Origin of the sequence: Vibrio sp. RC586 (assembly GCF_000176715.1) — a bacterium.
Classification (GTDB): Bacteria; Pseudomonadota; Gammaproteobacteria; order Enterobacterales; family Vibrionaceae; genus Vibrio.
Genome location: NZ_ADBD01000013.1, coordinates 380,010 through 401,503 on the forward strand (window position 1 = coordinate 380,010; position 21,494 = coordinate 401,503).

The 21,494-nt window shown below is 44.6% G+C and carries 16 protein-coding genes and 1 pseudogene; 7 read left to right on the forward strand and 10 right to left on the reverse strand.

What is annotated here, in order from left to right; all coding sequences use genetic code 11:
* Positions 1-95: 95 nt before the first annotated feature.
* The 4 genes and pseudogenes from clpX to VOA_RS20320 all read right to left on the reverse strand — a co-directional run bounded on the left by clpX (position 96) and on the right by VOA_RS20320 (position 4,000).
* Positions 96-1,376 (reverse strand): ATP-dependent protease ATP-binding subunit ClpX, encoded by a 1,281-nt coding sequence (gene clpX / locus VOA_RS03840; RefSeq protein ID WP_000130328.1) that lies wholly within the window; start codon positions 1,374-1,376, stop codon positions 96-98.
* An 81-nt stretch (positions 1,377-1,457) separates the two neighbouring features.
* Positions 1,458-2,084 (reverse strand): ATP-dependent Clp endopeptidase proteolytic subunit ClpP, encoded by a 627-nt coding sequence (gene clpP / locus VOA_RS03835; protein ID WP_000121679.1) that lies wholly within the window; start codon positions 2,082-2,084, stop codon positions 1,458-1,460.
* Between the two features lie 105 nt (positions 2,085-2,189).
* Positions 2,190-3,491 (reverse strand): trigger factor, encoded by a 1,302-nt coding sequence (gene tig / locus VOA_RS03830; protein WP_001198453.1) that lies wholly within the window; start codon positions 3,489-3,491, stop codon positions 2,190-2,192.
* A gap of 320 nt (positions 3,492-3,811) precedes the next feature.
* Positions 3,812-4,000 (reverse strand): annotated as a pseudogene (locus VOA_RS20320) (TolB protein).
* On the opposite strand from VOA_RS20320, the gene VOA_RS03825 reads away from it, so the two are divergent.
* Complete coding sequence (locus tag VOA_RS03825; RefSeq protein WP_000949128.1) at positions 3,990-5,783, forward strand: sensor histidine kinase; 1,794 nt, start codon at positions 3,990-3,992, stop codon at positions 5,781-5,783. The pseudogene VOA_RS20320 and the gene VOA_RS03825 sit on opposite strands and share 11 nt — an antisense overlap.
* Before the next feature lie 2 nt (positions 5,784-5,785).
* Positions 5,786-7,126, forward strand: a complete 1,341-nt coding sequence (locus tag VOA_RS03820; RefSeq protein WP_000332939.1) for a sigma-54-dependent transcriptional regulator — start codon at positions 5,786-5,788, stop codon at positions 7,124-7,126.
* Positions 7,127-7,173: 47 nt separating this feature from the next.
* Here the strand turns inward: VOA_RS03820 and VOA_RS03815 are convergent, their stop codons facing one another.
* The 4 genes from VOA_RS03815 to VOA_RS03800 all read right to left on the reverse strand — a co-directional run bounded on the left by VOA_RS03815 (position 7,174) and on the right by VOA_RS03800 (position 11,965).
* Entirely contained in the window at positions 7,174-8,535 is a 1,362-nt protein-coding gene (locus VOA_RS03815; RefSeq protein WP_000214974.1) for a TRAP transporter large permease, read from the reverse strand.
* Between the two features lie 3 nt (positions 8,536-8,538).
* Positions 8,539-9,201: a TRAP transporter small permease gene (locus VOA_RS03810; RefSeq protein ID WP_009356122.1), complete on the reverse strand. Its 663-nt coding sequence runs from the start codon at positions 9,199-9,201 to the stop codon at positions 8,539-8,541.
* A 67-nt stretch (positions 9,202-9,268) separates the two neighbouring features.
* Positions 9,269-10,267: a TRAP transporter solute-binding subunit DctP gene (gene dctP, locus VOA_RS03805; RefSeq protein ID WP_000476118.1), complete on the reverse strand. Its 999-nt coding sequence runs from the start codon at positions 10,265-10,267 to the stop codon at positions 9,269-9,271.
* Between the two features lie 228 nt (positions 10,268-10,495).
* Positions 10,496-11,965, reverse strand: coding sequence for a protein adenylyltransferase SelO (locus tag VOA_RS03800; RefSeq protein WP_009356124.1), 1,470 nt, complete (start codon positions 11,963-11,965; stop codon positions 10,496-10,498).
* Between the two features lie 537 nt (positions 11,966-12,502).
* Here VOA_RS03800 and VOA_RS03790 point away from each other — a divergent pair.
* The 4 genes from VOA_RS03790 to VOA_RS03780 all read left to right on the forward strand — a co-directional run bounded on the left by VOA_RS03790 (position 12,503) and on the right by VOA_RS03780 (position 18,464).
* Positions 12,503-12,973 carry a hypothetical protein gene (locus VOA_RS03790; RefSeq protein ID WP_001221408.1) on the forward strand — a complete coding sequence of 157 codons (471 nt, stop codon included), beginning with the start codon at positions 12,503-12,505 and terminating at the stop codon, positions 12,971-12,973.
* 97 nt (positions 12,974-13,070) lie between these two features.
* The gene (locus tag VOA_RS0118615) at positions 13,071-14,903 is read left to right on the forward strand and encodes a putative bifunctional diguanylate cyclase/phosphodiesterase (RefSeq protein WP_032468406.1); all 1,833 of its coding nucleotides are present in this window, start codon (positions 13,071-13,073) and stop codon (positions 14,901-14,903) included.
* Between the two features lie 115 nt (positions 14,904-15,018).
* Positions 15,019-15,468 (forward strand): acyl-CoA thioesterase, encoded by a 450-nt coding sequence (locus VOA_RS03785; protein ID WP_000444697.1) that lies wholly within the window; start codon positions 15,019-15,021, stop codon positions 15,466-15,468.
* 590 nt (positions 15,469-16,058) lie between these two features.
* Positions 16,059-18,464, forward strand: a complete 2,406-nt coding sequence (locus VOA_RS03780; protein WP_009356127.1) for a hypothetical protein — start codon at positions 16,059-16,061, stop codon at positions 18,462-18,464.
* A gap of 155 nt (positions 18,465-18,619) precedes the next feature.
* Here VOA_RS03780 and VOA_RS03775 read toward each other — a convergent pair whose 3' ends face one another.
* Positions 18,620-19,162, reverse strand: a complete 543-nt coding sequence (locus tag VOA_RS03775) for a phosphatase PAP2 family protein (protein ID WP_000823566.1) — start codon at positions 19,160-19,162, stop codon at positions 18,620-18,622.
* Positions 19,163-19,368: 206 nt separating this feature from the next.
* Between VOA_RS03775 and VOA_RS03770 the strand changes: the two genes are divergently transcribed.
* Positions 19,369-19,989: a LysE family translocator gene (locus VOA_RS03770; RefSeq protein ID WP_001090418.1), complete on the forward strand. Its 621-nt coding sequence runs from the start codon at positions 19,369-19,371 to the stop codon at positions 19,987-19,989.
* Between the two features lie 178 nt (positions 19,990-20,167).
* Here VOA_RS03770 and VOA_RS03765 read toward each other — a convergent pair whose 3' ends face one another.
* Positions 20,168-21,463: an OpgC domain-containing protein gene (locus VOA_RS03765; RefSeq protein WP_000822419.1), complete on the reverse strand. Its 1,296-nt coding sequence runs from the start codon at positions 21,461-21,463 to the stop codon at positions 20,168-20,170.
* Positions 21,464-21,494 lie beyond the last annotated feature (31 nt).

Consider the following 21,494-nt stretch of genomic DNA (forward strand, 5'->3'; position numbering starts at 1 on the left):
TTGTTACGCAGTATATGGGGGCTAACTGACTGGATTCAATGACAGAATAAAAAAAAGGAGGTATTGAATACCTCCTCGTGATTTTTGTGCTGAGATTATTCCGCGCCAGCGGCTTGGCTCTCATTCGCGCTGTAGATAAGCAAAGGAGATGACTCATCATTAATTACAGATTCATCAATCACCACTTTGCTCACTTCTTCCATTGAAGGCAGTTCGTACATAGTTTCCAGTAGAACTGCTTCAAGGATTGAACGTAGACCACGCGCACCGGTTTTACGCTTCATCGCTTTAGCGGCAATCGCTTTCAGCGCATCTTCACGAAACTCCAGATCAACGTTTTCCAGTTCAAACAACGCCGCATACTGTTTGGTCAGTGCATTCTTTGGTTCACACAGAATTTGAATCAATGCTGCTTCATCCAGTTCAGTCAGCGTTGCCGTAACAGGCAGACGACCAATGAACTCTGGGATCAAACCGTATTTCACCAAATCTTCAGGTTCAACCTGAGTAAACAGTTCGCTCAAGGTTTTGCTGTTGTCTTTAGAACGCACATCCGCGCCAAAACCGATACCAGTCCCTGTCGCAACACGCTGTTCAATCACTTTATCTAGGCCTGCAAACGCACCACCACAGATAAACAGAATTTTCGAGGTGTCCACTTGCAAGAATTCTTGCTGAGGATGCTTACGCCCCCCCTGCGGAGGAACAGAAGCAACGGTACCTTCAATCAGTTTCAGTAAGGCTTGCTGAACCCCTTCACCCGATACATCTCGAGTAATAGATGGGTTTTCAGACTTACGAGAAATTTTGTCAATTTCATCGATGTAAACAATACCACGCTCTGCTTTTGCGACATCGTAATCACATTTTTGCAGCAGCTTTTGAATGATATTTTCAACATCTTCACCCACATAACCCGCTTCAGTTAGTGTGGTGGCATCTGCCATGGTAAATGGCACATCCAGAAAACGTGCTAGAGTTTCGGCTAGCAGCGTTTTACCGCTACCCGTTGGACCAATTAGCAAAATGTTACTTTTGCCCAGCTCAACACCGTCACCAGTCGTATCACCATTACGTAAACGCTTGTAGTGGTTATATACCGCAACTGCTAGCACTTTTTTGGCGTGTTCCTGACCAATTACATAGTCGTCAAGATGTTCACGAATCTTTCTTGGCGTTGGTAACGCCGCTGATTCTTTTTTAGGAAGAACATCTTTGATCTCTTCGCGAATAATATCGTTGCATAAATCAACGCACTCATCACAAATATAAACTGACGGACCTGCAATCAATTTGCGAACTTCGTGCTGGCTTTTGCCACAGAAAGAGCAGTACAGCAGTTTACTACTACCGCCCTCTTTGCTTTTGTCTGTCATTCGCTAACCTCTTAGCCTTTACTCACTTTGGTTTGAGTGTATATCAAATTGCTCATAATTGCGTTACGCAATTATGAGACCTTACTCACCACGGTGTTTGAGTACCGCATCCACCAAACCATATTCGACCGCTTGATCTGCCGACATGAAGTTATCACGATCAGTATCACGTTCAATCACTTCAAGTGGTTGGCCAGTATGTTCCGCCAACAAACGGTTCAGTTTGTTTTTAATGGTCAGAATTTCTTGAGCATGAATTTGAATATCAGAGGCTTGACCTTGGAATCCACCCAGTGGTTGGTGAATCATCACTCGAGAGTTCGGCAGTACATAACGCTTGCCTGGTGCACCACCAGCAAGCAAGAAAGCGCCCATTGAACAGGCTTGCCCCATACATACTGTGCTCACATTCGGTTTAATGAATTGCATGGTGTCGTAGATCGACATACCCGCAGTCACACTACCACCGGGTGAGTTGATGTACAGGAAAATATCTTTATCAGGGTTTTCAGATTCTAAGAAAAGCAGTTGAGCCACGACAAGGTTTGCCATGTGATCTTCTACTTGACCGGTTAAGAAAATCACTCGCTCTTTCAGTAAGCGAGAATAGATGTCGTATGAGCGCTCACCGCGGGAGGTTTGCTCAACCACCATAGGTACGAGTGCGTCAAATATGGGCGACATTGCATTTTTTTCTTGGTAGCTCATAGTCTTATTTCCCTAAAATAAATGGCCCGAATGATGGGTATCACACGGACCATTGTTAGCAGATGATTGCTTGTTTCGTCAACCTTCTACGCTACAGTTTGCTTATTAAGCAGCAACTGGGTTCATCAGCTCACTGAAGCTGATTGCTTTTTCAGTTACTTTTGCTTTCGCAATGATCGCATCTACCGCTTGCTCTTCAAGAGCAACGTTACGCATGTTGTTCATCAGCTGTTGGTTTTGCTCGTAGTAAGCAACAACTTCAGTTGGATCTTCATACGCAGTAGCCATTTCAGTGATCAGTGCTTTCACTTTTTCTTCATCCGCTTTCAGCTCGTGAGTGCGGATAACTTCACCCAGCAGCAGACCAACCACGACACGGCGTTTTGCTTGCTCTTCGAACAGTTCACGAGGCAGTTGAGCAGCAGCTTCAACATTGCCACCGAAACGTTGTGCAGCTTGTTGACGCAGAACACCAATTTCTTGGTCGATCAGTGCAGAAGGAACGTCGATTTCGTTCGCTTTTACCAGACCTTCGATCGCTTGCTCTTTGATGCGGGCTTTGATTGCTTGCTTCAGTTCGCGTTCCATGTTCTTACGAACTTCTGCTTTCAGAGCGTCAACGCCGCCTTCAGCAACGCCGAAACGTGCAACGAATTCATCGTTCAGTTCTGGCAGTTCACGAGCTTCAACTTTGTTCACTTTGATAGCAAACTGAGCCGCTTTACCTTTCAGATTTTCTGCATGGTAATCTTCTGGGAAGTTCACATCGATAACGAATTCCATGCCTTTAGTTTTGCCAACGATACCGTCTTCAAAACCAGGGATCATGCGGCCTGCCCCCATTTCTAGAGGGAAGTTTTCTGCTTTACCGCCTTCAAATTCAACGCCGTCGATAGAACCAACGAAATCGATAGAAACGCGCTTGCCGTTTTCTGCAGCTTCGTCAACTTCTTTCCAAGTTGCTTGTTGCTTACGCAGAGTTTCCAGCATTTCTGCTACGTCAGCGTCAGTCACTTCTGCTGATGGTTTTTCTACTGCGATGCTTTCTAGGCCTTTCAGTTCAACTTCTGGGTAAACTTCGAATGTTGCTGTGAAAACCAGATCTTTGCCTTCGCCAATTTCAACTGGAGCAAACGTTGGTGCGCCAGCTGGATTAATTTTCTCTTTTACGATCGCTTCGATGAAGTGGCGTTGCATTACTTCACCCAGCACGTCTTGACGTACCGCTTTGCCGTACATTTTAGCAACCATCTTCATTGGCACTTTGCCTTTACGGAAACCATCGAAACGACGGTTTTTCGCGATGTTGCGTAATTCAGCTGTTACAGCGTCTTCGATGTTTGCAGCTGGAACAGTAATATTCAGACGGCGCTGTAGGCCTTCTAGCGTTTCAACAGTAACTTGCATTATTTCTAAACCTCAAAACTGGCTCAGGGTTTCTGAGCGTCATGAGCCAACACGACGTGTGGCTGCATCCTTGTGTTGTGCTCGATTGAACACTGAAATGTAAATATTGAGCATCGGCTTTCAAGTGAATCACCAGAAAACCAGACTAATGAGCGATATCTTTTGGTAAAGGTATCTCTGATTAGTCTCAGGGCCAAATTTCAGACGCGACATTCTAACGAGCACAGCCGAAGCTGTCGAGTTAATCCCCGGCCAGAGTCAAACCAATCACCTAAAAACCCAATCAAGTGCTAAAAATTCCACCAAAATGAAACTAATAGTCACTCTGAAATGGGGACAATATAGGCTTTTTCAATGGAATCGAGGCTTTTTTTTATTGAAAAGCGTAAAAAGAGATCTTGCTCTTGTTTTATAAGCAGAGATTGCGATCTTTTTAGACGCTTCTATGGGCCATTCTCAGTATGATGCCAACAAAGGATTTGTTGATAAGAGTCAAGGATGCTATCGATTCGTCGCCTCAGCTTGATCTTGTGGGCCATTTTTATTGTGTTGGCAGGCTTAAGCACACACCTGTATTGGCGTGTTCAGTACCAATCTTTGCTTGATGAGCATCAATCGCAACTTGATCGCTTTTCGACCCATATCGTTGCCATTTTGGACAAGTATGCTCACATTCCTCATTTGATTTCGAAAGATAAAGAGCTGATTGACGCTCTACTTACCCCAGAAAATTCGGCACAAATTGACATCACCAATCGGTATTTAGAGCAAGTCAATGAAGTAATCCAAGCGGCAGATACCTATTTGATCGATCGTTTTGGCAATACGATCGCCTCAAGTAACTGGAATTTGGATCGCTCTTTTATAGGGCGTAACTTTGCGTGGCGACCCTATTTTTATCTCTCGATTGCGGGAGAGAAAAGCCAATACTTCGCACTCGGCTCTACCTCGGGTCAACGTGGCTACTATTACGCTTATCCGGTGATTTATGCGGCGGAAACACTTGGTGTCATCGTTGTTAAAATGGATCTGTCTGCCATAGAGGAAGGTTGGCAAAGTAAAAACAGTTATTTTGTCGCCACCGATGACAATCAGGTGGTGTTTATGTCTAGTCAACCAGCATGGCTCTTTCACAGTGTGGCTGACCTGCCTGAATCGCGCTTAACAACGATCAGAGCCAGTCAGCAATATCTAGACAGTGCTATTCCATCACTAGGTTGGCAAGGTGATCTGCAAGCTGAGCAAAGCGAATGGCGTAAACCGGAAAAGCACTGGTTACAAGATGACTATATTGTTTCAAGCCGTCCGCTTCCTGAGCTTGCTCTGACCATTCGCGTACTTTCACCGAAAATCGAACTATTTTGGTCAGCGTTTGGCTTAGTGATTATTCTCTGCATGTTGTTTGCGATTGTTTATTTGGGCTTTCAACTGTGGCATCACCGGCAGCTACGTCAGCGGCAAATTGAACAGCTGCAGCAGGAAACCAAACAGAAACTGGAATTTGAGGTGATGGAACGCACCGCTAAACTGCATGCAGAAATTGCTGAGCGGATCAAAACGGAACAAGCGCTGCGCCAAACGCAAGATGAATTGATCCAAGCGGCGAAACTGGCGGTACTGGGTCAAATGTCAGCGAGCATTAGCCACGAGCTGAACAACCCTCTCGCGGCGATTCGCAGCTTTGCCGATAATGGCCGCCGTTTTCTTGCCACCAATAAGCCTGAGCGAGCTGAAGACAATCTCTCGCGAATTTCCGCACTGACGGAGCGCATGGCGAAAATCAGCGAACAACTGAAATCTTTCGCTCGCAAATCCACTTCGAGTGAACAGCAAGACGTGCAGTTGTACCCATTGATTTTATCTGCCAAGGAGTTGATGGCCGCACAGTTTAAAGCACAGATGACCAAGTTGGAGTTGTGCGAGGTTGAAACTCCGGTTTGGGTTCGTGTAAACCCAATCCAACTGGAGCAAGTGCTGATTAATCTGCTCACCAATGCGCTGCAAGCCTTAGAGGGACAAACTGAACGCGTAGTCCAAATCAAGTTGCAATTGTCTGAACAGCAAATACAGCTTTGGGTTGATGATAATGGCCCCGGTGTCGGCGTTGAAACCTTGCCGCATCTATTTGAGCCATTTCATACCACGAAAAAAAATGGTCTTGGTTTAGGGCTTTCGATCTCGCAACAGATTTTACACGGAATGCAGGGGGAGCTAAGCGTGACTAGCTCACCGCTTGGTGGTGCACGATTTACGATTTCCCTGCCTCGTTTCACACCCTTGAATATGGAATAGTCATGTGTGATGTATTTTTGATTGATGATGAGAGCGATATTCGGATTGCGCTCGCCCAAAGTTTTGAGTTAGCCGACCTTAATGCACAATTTTTTGCCAGTGCCGAAGAGGCGTTGTTGACGATCAAAGAGCATGGTCTGCCTTTGGTTATTGTCAGTGATATCTGCTTACCCGGTTTAAACGGCCAGAACTTACTGCGCTCAGTGTTACACCAAGATGATGAACTGCCCGTCATTCTGATCACTGGACATGGTGATATTTCGATGGCGGTCAAAGCTATGCATGATGGCGCTTATGATTTTATTGAAAAACCCTTTGCTCCTGAGAGGTTGATTGACACGGTACACCGTGCCATCGAAAAACGTCGCCTCACTTTGGAAAATCGCCAACTAAAACGTAGCCTGAAAGTGAGCCAGACCTTAGGCCCACGAATTATTGGTGACACTGCCACAATTCAATCTCTGCGTGAGGCGATCGCCCAAGTCGCTGACACACAAGCGGATATTCTATTGCTCGGAGAGACAGGAACCGGCAAGGAGTTGGTTGCGCGATCACTGCATGAACAGAGCTCACGCCGCGAGCAAAACTTTGTGGCGATTAACTGTGGCGCAGTACCAGAAAACTTGATTGAAAGTGAGCTATACGGTCATGAAAAAGGCGCGTTTACGGGTGCCGAAAGCCGACGCATTGGCAAATTTGAACATGCCCAAGGTGGCACTCTGTTTCTGGATGAGATTGAGTCCATGCCAATGCAAGCGCAGATCCGGCTGCTGCGCGTATTACAAGAGCGAGTGATAGAACGAATAGGGTCGAATGAGTTGATCCCTCTCGATATTCGTGTGATTGCGGCAACCAAAATCGATTTAAAGCAAGCCGCGGCCGAAGGACAATTTCGGCAAGATCTCTATTATCGGCTCAATATCGTCACCTTGGACATTCCGCCACTGCGTGAACGTAGAGAAGATATTCCTGCCCTCTTTCATCATTTCTTACTGGTCGCCGCCGCACGTTATGGCAAAGCCGCGACAGCTCTGACGCCAGCGGATGTACAAAGCTTACTTAGCCATGATTGGCCAGGTAATGTACGAGAGCTACGCAATGCCGCTGAACGCTACGTGTTACTAGGTAAATTGGCACAATTTGCTGAAAGTCACGAGCCTAAGTCCCAATTGTTGGGGCTGAATGAACAAGTCGCTGAGTTCGAGAAATCCATTCTAGAGCAAACTCTGATTGAGTGTGGTGGCAGCATTAAAGCAACCATGGAGCGTCTCAACCTACCGCGTAAAACCTTGTATGACAAAATGCAGAAATATCAGCTCGATAAAGAGAGTTATAAAGGCTAGTCCAACATTATTAGTAAGTTATGGAAAATGACGTAGATAAAAGAGTCTTAACGGGTAATGATTTCCGGCCCCATCAAGAGGGTTGGTAGCCAAGTTGATACCCAAGGTACATAAGTCACGATGATTAAGAACAGGAACATCACTCCTACCCAAGGCAGTGCGGCTTTGACGACATTCATCATCGACATTTTCGCTACCCCCGCCGTAACAAACAGGTTCAAACCAACGGGAGGCGTGATCATGCCGATCTCCATGTTCACTACCATCATGATCCCCAAGTGGATCGGATCAATGCCTAGTGCGATTGCAATCGGGAACACCAATGGCGCAACAATCACTAATAGACCCGATGGTTCCATAAACTGACCACCGATCAATAGTAGCAAGTTCACCACAATCAAAAAGGTGATTGGCCCCATACCCGCAGACAACATGGATTCTGCAATCATCTGTGGGATGCGTTCTTCGGTCAACACATGCTTGAGGATTAACGCGTTGGCGATAATGAACATCAGCATGATGGTGAGTTTACCCGCATCATACAAGGTGGCTTTGGTATCTTTGTGGATCAAGGTTTCGAACACTTTCACTAGCGCAGGCTTGGTGTTGGTCTTATCGGCAAATGGCCCCATATCGCGATAAATAAAATTGGCGATAAAAAAGGAATACACTGCTGCCACTGCCGCCGCTTCAGTTGGAGTAAAAATCCCACCGTAGATACCACCGAGAATAATCACCACCAATAATAAGCCCCAACTCGCTTCTTTTGCGGCTTTCAATGCTTCTTTCCAACCAACAAACGGTTGCTTAGGTAGGTTTTTAATCCGCGCGGTAATATAAATCGCGATGATCAGCATTAATCCTGCCAGTAAACCGGGGATCACTCCGCCAAGGAACATACGTCCAACGGAAACGTTGGTTGCTGCTGAGTACACCACCATCACAATCGAAGGCGGGATCAAAATGCCCAAGGTTCCTGCGTTACAGATCACCCCCGCAGCAAACTCTTTGCTGTAGCCATTTTTCACCATACCGGCGATAACAATACTGCCGATGGCAACCACAGTCGCAGGTGATGAACCTGACAGTGCGGCAAACATCATACAAGCCACTACAGAGGCAATCGCCAAACCACCACGGAACCAACCCACCATTGCAATCGCAAAGCGAATGATCCGTTTTGCTACGCCACCGGTTGACATAAAACTTGAAGCTAGAATGAAAAACGGGATCGCCAGTAAGGTGTAGTGCCCTGCGAAAGCATTAAACAAGGTTTGTGCAACGGCCGCCAAAGAGGTATCGGAGTGCCAAAGTAAAAATAAAATACTGGAAAGGCCGAGCGAAATCGCGATAGGAACACCGATGATCATCAGACCAATCACCAGAAAAAATAACAGTGCAACCGTCATGGCTTACTTCTCCTTGCCCTGAGTATTCGGCATCATCGCCTCACTCGCTTCTGAAAGTTCTGCTTTCAGTGCTTCCAAATCTTCTTCTGCTTCATGCCCTGCAATCATGCGGTCCAGTTTCCCTGTCAGAATCTGCCAAGCGATCTGCAAAAAGCGGAAAGTCAGTAGTGCCATACCAATCGGCAAGGCCGCGTAAGGAATAAAACGCGGTAGCTTTTCGTAATGCTCCCCCTCATTGAACCAAACGGCCAGAAACTGCAGCGCATCGGGCATAGGAATATCATCCGTTTCATACCAAGCACGTTCACTGATAAAGGGATACCAATATTGCCAGGAGCCCACCAGCAACATGATAGAAAATGCTAAGCAACAAGCCACCGCCACTAATGCATAAATCTTGCGCAGCCCTTGTGGGGCAATATTAATCAACACATCCACCCCAATGTGGAAATGTCGCTTAACGCCGAAGGAAGCACCAACAAGCACCATCCACGCAAACATAAAGACTGTGCCTTCTAACGCCCAGAGAATGTTATCGTTAAACAGATAACGCATGACGACGTTAGCAAAGGTGAGTAGGGTCATCGCGCCCATGAAAAACGCGATCAGAAATTCTTCAATTAAGTCGGTAAATCGGCCGACTCTAGAAAGCCATGACTGTTCCATGTGATACATCGCTCGAATAGTGTGACGAACAGACAGTAGGCCCCACCGTGATGGGGCCAAAGTGTGATTACTTCTGGTTAGAAGTGAGCGCCGCATCAATCAGATCAGCACCGATGTCTTTCTCAAACTTCTGCCATACTGGCTTGAGTGCATCGACCCATTGCTGACGCTGCTCAGGCGTGAGAGTACGCACCACACCACCCGCTTCGATGATGTACTGCTTGTTGAGCTCTTCGACTTTGTTGGATTCTGCGTTGCGTTCCACCGTTACTTCCTTAAGGATTTGAGCAAACTGATCACGCACATCTGCCGGTAAGCCATCCCACCATTTGCTTGATGTCACAACCAGATAATCCAAGATACCGTGATTGGTTTCGGTCACACCGTCTTGTACTTCAAAGTACTTCTGACCATAGATGTTTGACCAAGTATTTTCTTGTCCATCAATAACTTTGGTCTGCAAACCGCCGTAGGTTTCTGCAAACGACATTTTTTGTGGATTGGCACCAATTTGCTCAAACTGAGCCACCAATACATCAGAAGCCTGCACGCGGAACTTCAAGCCTTTCGCATCCGCAGGAACCAAAATGGGTTTGTTGGCAGAGATCTGTTTCATCCCGTTGTGCCAGAACTCCAAGCCTTTCACGCCACGGCGAGTCATAGCATTTTTCAGCTCTTCACCTTTTGCTGAGTTTTGGAAACGGTCAACGGCATCAACATCATCAAAAAGGAAAGGTAGGTCAAAAATGCGGTACTTTTTGGTGAATTTTTCGAATTTTGACAGCGAAGGAGCCGCCAGTTGCACGTCGCCATTCAGCAGCGCTTCTAACACTTTGTCGTCATCGTACAGCGTTGAGTTAGGAAACACTTGCATACAAGCTTTGCCATTCATTTCTTCGTTCACTCGTTTTTCGAGCAATGAAGCAGCAATCCCTTTCGGGTGTTTGTCTGTGTTGGTCACATGACTGAACTTGATAACGGTTTCACCAGGGTCACAGTTAGCAGCAGCATTAAAGCTAGTGACAGCGAGGACAGAAGCGGCAATTAGGGTAAGCGGCTTGAACATTCTTATTCTCCTTGGTTGGATTTTTCAGCCCATCATTGGACTGCGTACCTTTACCAAAGCAACAAGCGCGCCAAAAGTTACACTCTTTTAACATTTATTAAAAATCAGCAACTTGTAATTCACTTTGTAGGTTCAATCTCGCAAGCTCGCTGTTCAAGCTATAAAAAATGGGTGGAAATCCACCCATCAAATTTGAATTATGTGTGAGTTTCCACCCATGAGTTGTGGTTAGGATGAACAACTGATTTCCAGCTTTTTACCCCATTCCGGAGGTAACTTCGCATAATGTTCAAACTCAGGGTGTTCGTCATAAGGGGTAGCGAGCACTTGGGCCAAACGCTGCATCTCTTGGAAATCGCCTCGCTCCGCCAATTCAATGGCTTGTTGCGCCAAGTAATTGCGCAAAATGTATTTCGGGTTCACCTGACGCATCGCTTGGCAACGTTCAACTTGGCTGATTGGCTGACTATCTTGGCCAAGTTCGCGAGCGGCACGTTCAAGATAGCGAGTTAACCAAGCCTTCGCCGCTTGGCGATCGACCACCAGATCAATCACAGCCTCTGTACCCAGTCGATCAAGACAAGAAAGTTCACGCAGAAAGCGAGTGTAATCGGTGTGATTGTTGGCAAGCAGCGCGAAGAAATCGGCAAACAGTTCTCCATCCCCTTCTTGCTGAGTGGTTAAACCCAGCTTTGCGCGCATCAAACGGCTGAAATGCAGATTCAGGTGGTCAGAATAGCTCTCTAGCGCGATTTCCAGATCCATTTTTTCAATGATTGGGGAAAGCGCATGGGCTAACGCCGACAAATTCCATAGCCCAATTCTAGGCTGTTGATCAAACGCATAACGCCCCTGATAGTCGGAGTGGTTACAGATAAAATGAGGATCGTAATCATCCAAAAATGCAAATGGCCCGTAATCAAACGTCTGCCCCAAGATCGACATGTTGTCGGTATTCATCACTCCGTGGTTAAAGCCATAAACCTGCCATTGCGCAATCATCAGCGCCGTGCGTTCCACGACTTGCTGAAACCAATTTGCATAAGGTTTTACGCTCTGATTACAATCAGGGAAATGCCATTCAATGATTTTATCGACCAACAATTTCAGTTCAGCAAGCTGATCAGTGTAATAAAAGTGTTCAAAATGACCGAAGCGGACATGGGTTTGCGCTAAACGCACCAATAACGCACCGCGCTCTTCACGTTCGCGATAAACCGGGGTGTCACTACTCATCAGCGCTAAAGCACGTGTGGTCGCGATTCCCAATCCAGCCATCGCTTCACTACACAAATATTCACGAATTGATGAACGTAACACCGCTCGGCCATCACCCATGCGCGAATACGGTGTTAAACCTGCACCTTTGAGATGAATATCAAACACTTCGCCCCGCTTCGTTGCCATTTCAGCCAACAGTAACCCGCGCCCATCACCGAGATCGGGGTTATAAACACCAAACTGATGACCTGCATATTTCATCGCCAAAGGGGCAAAATTGGCAGATAACCGCTGCCCTGAAAGCGATGCCAATAACTCATCATTGGGCATTTCCGGTAAGCCAAATTCCTGCGCTAAAGCTGCATTCCACATCCCCCAGCGTACATTTTGTAAAGGCAGAGGGCGTATAAGGGTATAAAACCCTTTAGGCAAAGCGGCAAACCGCTGACTGAGATGAACAGAATTCCACACCGACATAACTATACTCGTGATGAATCGTTTGTCTGCACGTTAGCAAATACCTGACTTTTTCACTAGGTTTTATTAAACTACAGCCAGTACAGAACGATTTCTCTAGAGACTCATACTCTGTTCGTGATTTGAACCTACGCTTGTATGACGCTTTCAAAAAATAAGATGACAAAAAAGCCGAGCATTGGCTCGGCTTTGACCTCATTCGGTGTCATTACAAAAGCATGAAAGTGAAGCCCAATGCCAGCAAGGAAAACACCAATGTACGACCCACAACACCTAGCGCACTAGGTTGCACCATTTCAACGTGTTCCATATCGATCTCCTCACCTTTATGTTTATGACACGGTAATGACAATATGGTTATGTTTTAGAAAATCAGCAATAGGTTGAAAAGTTAATTTTTTGTGACAAAAACAACCATCCAAGCTCACCAAGACGATCGTCATACCAAAGTTGAGTGCTAAGCCGAATGATGTACCTTGCGTACAGCACTGGGTCTACCTATACCTATAGAAAGCACTCAACATTGAGGACATAGCCATGAGAATTCTGATCACGGTATGGTTAACTCTTCTGACATTAGTGAGCGGTAAATTATTGGCTGAAGAACCCATTCTAACTATCACCTACCAAGGCCAGCAGATTTCCGCCACCTATCAACAATTGCTTGCTCGCAGCGATTTATCCATCACAACCGAAACACCTTGGACCGAAGGAAAAATAGAATTCAAAGGCGTATCTGCTCAAACACTTTTAGCTTGGGTAGGCGCTAAGCAAGCCGACTTAAAAGTGATAGCACTGAACAAATATTGGGCAGTCATCCCTTTTTCTGATATTGAAAAGTACAATCCGGTATTCGCTATTCAGAAAAATGGCCTGCCCATGCTTATTCGCGATCGTGGCCCAATTTGGTCAATTTATCCTCTCTCGAGTAGTGGTGAATTGAACAATGAAGTGTTACACAGTCGCATGGTTTGGCAGATCAGCAGTATAGAAGTGCTTAACCCATAGCATTATGAAAAGATCTCTGCTGGCTTTTTTCACCTTAGTCTTCGCTATCATCCTGCTTTCTCTGTGGGCGATGGTCAGTTTTACAAACACCTACAATATGCTGACTAAATACACTCAGATCTCAGCATGGGCACTCGCACAACTTGAAGTAGAAACTCTCGATTTTGTTCACCGTGTCGATTCATATTTACTCAATAGTAGCCCTGAAAACTACCAAGCGATGAGAGTAAACTACGACATCCTGTGGAACCGTTTTGATGTATTCCTGACAAGCAAGGAAACCGAGGAGCTTAGGCAGCAACACAATGCTGAGCAAATCATCCAAAATACCTTTACTCAGTTGAAACATTACGAGCCAGCGATAAATCACAGCGATAAAGTTCAACTTAAAGAGTTTCGGCAGGTATTAGAACCTTACAGTGACCAAATTCGGGATCTCACTATTATCAATTTCACAGGTGAGGGAGCGAATTCTAACCTCCAGATGTTGGCGCAAAACAAACAACAATTACTCTACTTCTTTGCCACCATTTTGTTGATTTTGATCCTGCTTTCTTACCTAACCTACCGCTCAGCCGATTACCAACAGTTTCTAGCGTGGCACGACCCTCTTACCCACTTAAAAAACCGCAACTTCATCGTGAAAACATTACAATCGAGTCGGTTAAACCGACAAGATCCTGTCGCGATGATTCTTTTGGATATCAATCGTTTCAAGGAGTTGAACAATACAATGGGTTATGCGTTTGGTGATCAATTGCTGATCAAAATTGCTGCCCTTTTAACTCAACGTTGCCACTCTTTTGGCTATCAATGTGCCAGAATCGGTGCCGATGAGTTTGCTGTACTACTCCATCCGTGTAATGGAAATGCTGAATTTTTTATTCGCAATTTGTGGAATGACCTCAGCAAATTGGTCAAAGAGTATGACAAAACCAAACGCTTGAGTATCGCGATGGGCGTTGTCACTTGCCAGACTCAGGATTTCCATCAAACTAACTCGGCGCTGCGAGCGAGTAGCTTATTAAATAATGCGGACCTTGCTTTAAACATTGCGAAAAAAACGCCTGATGGACAAGTCGTTTATTACACTCGACAGATTGAAAATGCCTACAATAAAAAGCGGATCCTAGCTGAGCAGTTACAAAAACTGCTTCTCGAACCACACCAGACCAGTTTGTATTTGTGTTATCAACCCATCTTATCTCGCTCGAACAATCGATTGGGATGTGAAGCGTTACTGCGTTGGCAACACCAAGAATTAGGTTATATCAACCCACAATATTTGGTTGAAATGGCTGAAGAGTATGGCCTTGGGAAAAAACTTGGCGTGTGGATCATGTCCCAAGTGTATCTTGCTTTGAAAACGGAGTGGAAAGACTTTAACCATCGATTAGATGTCTCTATCAACTTATCAAACTCATTATTTGATGAATCTCTACCGACACTGATGGCAGACATCTTTGACAATCAAGAAAATTTTCTCAACGCGATCATTTTAGAACTCACTGAAACCATGACGATTAAAGATTTTGCTCACAGTTTGGCTATCATCAATCGGCTAGAAAAAATGAAAGTTCGCTTTGCCTTAGATGATTTTGGAACAGGGTGGTCCTCTCTTTATCAACTTAATCACCTCAAATTCAGCAAGTTAAAAATCGATAAATCCTTTGTCGACAACATGAATCAAAACCCTCAACAGGCGATCTTTATTGCTACGATTGTCAACCTCTCCCACCAACTAGGGATGCAGGTTGTTGCGGAAGGAGTAGAACAACGAGCGCAGTTAGAACAGCTCAAACAACTGGGGGTCGATGAATTTCAGGGTTATTATTTCTCACGCCCCATCATCAAAACCGAATTCACCACTTTCTGTGAACGCTACTTTTCCTCAGAAAATACATCGCTCTCCGCGCAAATTAATGAGTAATACCGTAGCGAAACTATCGAGAGTAGATAAATTTAACGTTTTGCTAACAAGCTCAAGCTTAAAATAGCCATTTATCGTTAGAATATTTGTTCTAATCCCAACACGAGTAAAAAGCATGGAATCGCTTTTAAAAGATTTCCCTGTGGTCACGAAAATTGCAGTAGCCTGGGGAGAAATGGATGCGCTGCAACACGTCAATAATGTGGTTTACTTTCGCTACTTTGAAACCGCGCGAATTGATTACTTCGCTCATCTTAAGTTGATGGAAGAGTTACAACGCACCCAAATTGGCCCTGTGTTATCGGAAACGCAAGCGCGTTATAAAATCCCAGTTACCTTTCCTGATACTCTACTGATTGGCTCACGCATTACCTCGGTACAAGCAGATCGGTTTAGCATGGAATACCAAGTCGTGAGCCAAAAACTCGGTAAAGTGACTACGGTAGGCAGTGCTACGGTCGTGATGTTTAACTTTAAAACAGGTGAGAAAGCGCTGCTGCCAGAGCCAGTGAGAGAGGCGATTCAAGCTTTGGAAACGCCCTCTCATTTGGGCAGTAACGGCTAGCCACATTCACATCGCTCTATTCTTATTTGGCTGTAAACCACTGAGCCGCAATGGCTCGGTGGATATCAATGCCCCACCTTTTTCACACTGCATTTAACTACTCTAATTTTTAGATCTATACCCAAACGACTTGGAGTTGCAGGTAGGCGGCAAGTAAGTGAATCTCCATGAGCATAGACAGACTATGTGATTGGGGTGAACGAACGTAGCCAACACCGCTGCTGCTTCAAGTAGAAAGGGGACACCACATTAATTATCAAACAAGCCATTAAATACCAGCATAAAATAAGAGGAATAAATTAAATAATAACAAGAAAAACAAAAAAGTAAGAATAAGCCTACACATACAATACGATTAAATAATTAGTAAAGCGAGATTCAAATCAGCAATTAATATCAACTCATTAGTATCCTTTATTTAATGAACAAAAATCACAATTCAAAAATATTAAAAACCAATAATGTCAGCCATTCGTCTAACATTATTAATGTTTAGAAATGACGTTAACGTAGTTAGCTAACTTAAAACATATAAAAACCCAAGGTTTTTATTTACTCATCTTCTTTTGCATAAATAAGGAAAAGTTATTGTGAAAATAATTAACAATTCTAAAAAATTATCGATACTAGCACTATCATTGATAAGTTCTGGCTTGGTTCAAGCCACAGAAAGCAAAGCTGAATATATTGATATAATGAATCAAACAGCACGACTTATCGAAGAAAGAATTGCCGAACTCAATAAGATGGCAGTTGACGAAAAAGTGTTACTGACCGCTGAAGAAGCAAATTTTGATTTGTCACGCCGCCCTATTTTTAGTAATGATAAGTATCTATCTATCAATGGCATCATCTATCCTGTCACTATAAACAATACGGTATCCGCTCCATTTAGACACTGGAGTGACGAGAGTGCAATGCGTAACCTTTTTAGTTTTCTAGGTGAAGATTGGGAACTATCTTGGTATTCGGGCGGCATCACTTTTGTTAATAAAAAATTCGGAAACTATGACTATGGTAATGGTTGTTTATTGGAATATTATCCAATGGCAGAGAACATTCCGAATGAATATATCAATCGTGACTTCGGTTTAGTCCGTGAATTAGAATCATGTTTTGATGGTTCCATGGGAGACATCCCTAATTATGAAGCAGAACGTACAAACCCTCACCACTATGGAGTTCATGCACAATACGCGAACTTTGTTTCTATTGAAAAATATAATAACCAAATAATCACTGCGCATTCACCACGTTCAGAATATGGAGATATCGCCAATCCAGTCATTGGTTTTTATGATGGTGGCAATCAAGTAAAAGACATGATTACTGCCATAAGCAAAGGGCGTCCTTACCAACAAATTGATGATATTTCTGTTCATGGCACAAAACTTTTCGTTTCTGCAGTCTCAGCTCATAACAGAATTGACATCTTTGATCTCGAAACGAAGGAATACCAGTATTCCTTAGGAATCAAACATAATGGCAATGCAAAAATTAAAGTCAGTGATGAGTTTATTTTTGTTACTGGAAAGCAAGGGATCGCTGTCTATCAAAATGTAGTGGCTAAAAAGTATGAGACTAAAGTTTTAACACCTTTTACCATGCTAACCGAGACTCAAGCTCACTCCATTGAAAATGTTGGCAACACCCTTATTGCTTTCACGGATACTTCTTACTCTGTGTTTAATATCGCGAATATGGAACACGGCGTAACGAAAAACCCAGTGATGGTAGGACAAGTAGGATTTAGTGCTGTCGACCTAGAAGGTAATACACTCATTACGAAACAAGGCAGCCGAGTAGCCACATATGATGTCAATCAGTTTATTGCTAATGGCTACTCCTTCAACGAAGCAGCCAAAGGAATTTACTTAGTTGATGGACAAGAGGTCTTTGCAAAAGACTTCTTGTTAACCGAGCAAGGTTTTATCGCACTCACCGATTCTGTCACCTCCAATGTGCACACGATTAACGCGGTCACCTTTACACCCAATGTATCGGTTACAGAAACACGCTTGGAGTTTTCCACATTACCCACTACAGCAAGAGTGCAACAGGTTTTGCAAGAAGGGCTAACCGAAGGTATTGATACACTCAAAGCCAATACCCGCTCGCTGATTCATACTCGTTTAGTCGATGGTAACACTGTTGAAATTACCAACTACACCAGCGTAGATGTGGTGAATCTTGCTATCGACATCACAGCAAAAGACCAGTACAACTGGGCTCGTTTAGGTTCAGTCGATTTCCTACCAGCCTACACGCGCATCACATTACCATTGACCTATTTCAATGCAGAAAAACGCTTCAACACCGTAAATGGAAGTGGCGTTTACGACTACTCGGGCATGCTATCGACAATGAAAGGTCACTGGGGAACCTATGGGGAGAAAGGCACTCAACATATTTTCACTTCACGCTTTACGACCTCAACACAACATCCTCTACTGACGAAATTGGAAACCATTAGTGCCAATTGGGATATTGACTTCATTGAACGCACAATTTTCAATCCAAAAGAGAAAGACTGGAACGCGGAGAGTGCAAAGCGTCATCTAGAACTGATCACGAATATGGCTTACGTTTTTTCCAGTGAAACCTTTAAAAACAAGTTAATGAATTATAAAGCGACTTACGGTCACGATTTACAAATCGCATCTCAAGTATTGCGAACTCAATCTGATTATGACGACTTTTTACAGGTAAATCTCAATGAAAATGGCTTCTCAAATGTCGCCAAACTGAACGGATTTGAAGCTTCGTTCGGTATCGTTGGTCAGCGTGGTACAACGTTTGGTGTCTCCGATGCTGAAATGGATCGTATTGACAGTGGCGATTATCAATCCTTCGCCCGCATTATGGCAGAACAGCTAGTCAGCAATTATTTCTTAGACTGTGTTCCTCGTCCTTGCAATTGGACAGAACCACATCTAACTCGCCTAATTATGGATGTATTCGAAGAGCTTTCCATCGCTGGTGAACTTCCTTACTAAAGGCTCAGGTAGCGGGGGCTAAATAGAGATACCAAAATACTTTTGGTCATAAACCATCGGTCTTATAAATTCTATAAGACCGATTTTTATTAATACACGAAGGAACCTTCTCACTCTCAGCGTGTGTAAGGATGAATCGAATTATTGAATTAGACTCACCAACGCATCGTGACGCTAATACCTGCTTGGTCACCCTCAATCCAAGGTAATACTTGCACCGAATCATCAAACGGCTCGGTGAATATCCACGCCGACACCGTTCCCAACGCGGCACCCGCTAATACATCGCGCCAGTAATGTTTATTGCCTTCAACTCTACCCAACCCAGATAATGCAGCAATACCGTAGGCTGGCAGCCCCACTTCCCAACCGTAGCGAATATTCAATGTCGTTGCTGCAGCGAAAGCGTTCGCAGTATGGTTAGACGGGAAACTGTCATTGTCACTGCCATCGGGGCGCTCCTCATCCACTAAAGATTTGGTCAACAAGCCTACTCCCGAGGCCGTTGCAATACTCAGCCCCGCCTGAGTAAACCCTTGCCAATCACTCTGGTATGCGGGCATTGCAAGCGCTAAACCAACGAGGCCATAAGTGCCAATATCGCTAAAGGTTTCCCAATTTTTTGCGTTATCAGCACACACCACCCCAGAAAAAATCGAAGACACGAGTACACCACCTAAGCATAGCTTTCTCTTCATAAGACTCTCCCTCCCAACTTAGGGGCGTGATTGTATATCGTCCCTTTGATTGCCGACAAACACCTTAATGTGTGTGCCTGCTTACTACTCACAAAATATGCAGCATCATTGAATACAAAATCGAAGATTGCGCATTTAATTTCCAACCTATATTGTGAAGATGTTGTTAATGGATATAACACAATCTTATTCAGGGAGATAACTTGATGAATACCGCACTACTGGGATTATTTATTCCTACTTTCTTTTTTGTTTCGATTACGCCAGGCATGAATATGACGCTAGCACTCACCCTTGGGATGAGTGTCGGCTATAGAAGAACCTTATGGATGATGGTCGGAGAATTATTGGGGGTCGCTTTGGTTGCCATCTCAGCGGTAGTAGGCATTGCAGCCGTTATGCTGCGCTATCCTAATATCTTTACTCTTTTTAAAATCGCAGGGGCTAGTTATCTGGTCTATCTCGGCTTTCAGATGTGGCGATCACGCGGCAAGCTAGCGATCAATCTTGAACAGGAAACCACTTATCAAGGCAGTGATTGGGGTCTATTAGTACAAGGCTTTGTCACTGCAATTGCTAACCCAAAAGGTTGGGCTTTTATGATTTCGCTGCTTCCGCCTTTTATCGATCAATCTTTAAGCTTAGCGCCACAACTGACCTTATTGGTCGCCATTATTTTACTTTCAGAATTTATCAGCATGAGCTTGTACGCAACGGGTGGGAAAGGATTAAAACGTTTATTAGGTCACGCGCATCATGTTCGATTACTGAATCGGATTGCCGGAACACTCATGGCTGGAGTCGGGATCTGGCTTTACTTCAGCTAGCTTGAATTTGGGATGAGGTAAAAGTGTTAAACGCTAAAATAACGATGTTGAAGGCACGATTACCTCATACTCTATTGGTGAAAGATTGAAAACACATCAGCCTGCATAATGCAGGCTGATGTGTTTTCGAGGCAGTTTACATGGTCGCCAATGCTAGCGTGATATCAATGAGTCATCGCTAGTTTACGGGTGTTTCTTCGGCGCTGTTTGGTTCATTAATCATTTCATTATTCGGAATATCGCTATCCGATAATGTCTCTATCACCACCTCATCACTCACCGCAATCACGTCACTTTTGGGTGGCTGAGGGATAGCGGCAAAAGTAGTGGTTGCGACCAAGAGCAGCGAAAGCCCTGCGACCACTGCGGACGAAAGATTGAGTACCTTATCTTTGCGCCACTCTTGTAACCAAGCTGCAATCCATAGTGTGGTACACAAAAGCAAAATGATCGGCGTGTGCCAAATAGTTTCACGGGTTGTCAGAAGCCAAGGTGCAGTGATAAAAATCAGTACGGTTTGCCAAGTAAAAACTTGTAGCGAGTGACGGCCTAGATAACTCAACGGCTCATACACTAATGCGGTCGGGAAAAAGCGGATCACAACAGAAATTAAGTAAATCCATACGCTCAAGCTCAATACACGCAAGCATCCAAGCTCTGGCTTACTCGATGCCGCATACACCATCTTCTTGGTAATACCAAGTGGTGTTAAAAGATCTCGGTAAGCCATAAAGATAAGCAAAGCGATGACAGCACACAGCCACGTTAATTTAGGATGATACCAAACCAAATCACCTTGACGCTTGCTGTAGCCTAGCGCGCCACCAAAGAAAAACAGCAGTTGCCAAGCAAACGGATCAAAGTAACCCAGCTCAGGAATGTATTCCGCCGAAAGCGACTTAAACATGGGGGTTAGCATTGAGGATTGAATCCAACCACTGCTTGCCCATACCACCACACTCAGCGCGAGTACCCATTTGAGATAGCCACGACGAAACCCATACAGAGCCAGAGGAAATACCAGCATATACATAATATACAGCGGTAAAATTTCCAAATAAGCGGGTTTATTGAGTAGCAAGAAACTCATCAGCATGGTCATGAATGGCATGTTAGGCAGATTGCTAAAGCTGCCACCAAACACGGTCACTTGCTCGGCAAAATAGTGGCTGCCCAATAAAAACCAGAGCATGGCGATAAAGAGTGCGGCCATATGGTATTTGTAAATCGTTAAAGCGCGATGCCACACCTTTCCGGCAGCTTGGCGGTCAGTGTACTCACGCCGGCTATAGACCATGCCAGCTAAAAGCCCAGACATGAAAATAAAACCTTCAGCGGCACCAAACACACCTATAGGCTCATGGGTAATCACTTGCAGTATGGTAGTACCACCGCTGTACCAGATAAGATGGTTGAAGGTGATCAGCACCAACAATAATCCTCGGATACTGTCCAATGCGGGGATGCGTTTCATGGATGATCTCCCTGCTTTCTCAGTGGTTCGC

Bases quoted from the DNA above. Each gene is read 5' to 3' on its own strand.
- clpX (WP_000130328.1), bottom strand. From the start codon at position 1,376: ATGACAGACAAAAGCAAAGAGGGCGGTAGTAGTAAACTGCTGTACTGC.
- clpP (WP_000121679.1), bottom strand. From the start codon at position 2,084: ATGAGCTACCAAGAAAAAAATGCAATGTCGCCCATATTTGACGCACTC.
- tig (WP_001198453.1), bottom strand. From the start codon at position 3,491: ATGCAAGTTACTGTTGAAACGCTAGAAGGCCTACAGCGCCGTCTGAAT.
- VOA_RS03825 (WP_000949128.1), top strand. From the start codon at position 3,990: ATGCTATCGATTCGTCGCCTCAGCTTGATCTTGTGGGCCATTTTTATT.
- VOA_RS03820 (WP_000332939.1), top strand. From the start codon at position 5,786: ATGTGTGATGTATTTTTGATTGATGATGAGAGCGATATTCGGATTGCG.
- VOA_RS03815 (WP_000214974.1), bottom strand. From the start codon at position 8,535: ATGACGGTTGCACTGTTATTTTTTCTGGTGATTGGTCTGATGATCATC.
- VOA_RS03810 (WP_009356122.1), bottom strand. From the start codon at position 9,201: ATGGAACAGTCATGGCTTTCTAGAGTCGGCCGATTTACCGACTTAATT.
- dctP (WP_000476118.1), bottom strand. From the start codon at position 10,267: ATGTTCAAGCCGCTTACCCTAATTGCCGCTTCTGTCCTCGCTGTCACT.
- VOA_RS03800 (WP_009356124.1), bottom strand. From the start codon at position 11,965: ATGTCGGTGTGGAATTCTGTTCATCTCAGTCAGCGGTTTGCCGCTTTG.
- VOA_RS03790 (WP_001221408.1), top strand. From the start codon at position 12,503: ATGAGAATTCTGATCACGGTATGGTTAACTCTTCTGACATTAGTGAGC.
- VOA_RS0118615 (WP_032468406.1), top strand. From the start codon at position 13,071: ATGCTGACTAAATACACTCAGATCTCAGCATGGGCACTCGCACAACTT.
- VOA_RS03785 (WP_000444697.1), top strand. From the start codon at position 15,019: ATGGAATCGCTTTTAAAAGATTTCCCTGTGGTCACGAAAATTGCAGTA.
- VOA_RS03775 (WP_000823566.1), bottom strand. From the start codon at position 19,162: ATGAAGAGAAAGCTATGCTTAGGTGGTGTACTCGTGTCTTCGATTTTT.
- VOA_RS03770 (WP_001090418.1), top strand. From the start codon at position 19,369: ATGAATACCGCACTACTGGGATTATTTATTCCTACTTTCTTTTTTGTT.
- VOA_RS03765 (WP_000822419.1), bottom strand. From the start codon at position 21,463: ATGAAACGCATCCCCGCATTGGACAGTATCCGAGGATTATTGTTGGTG.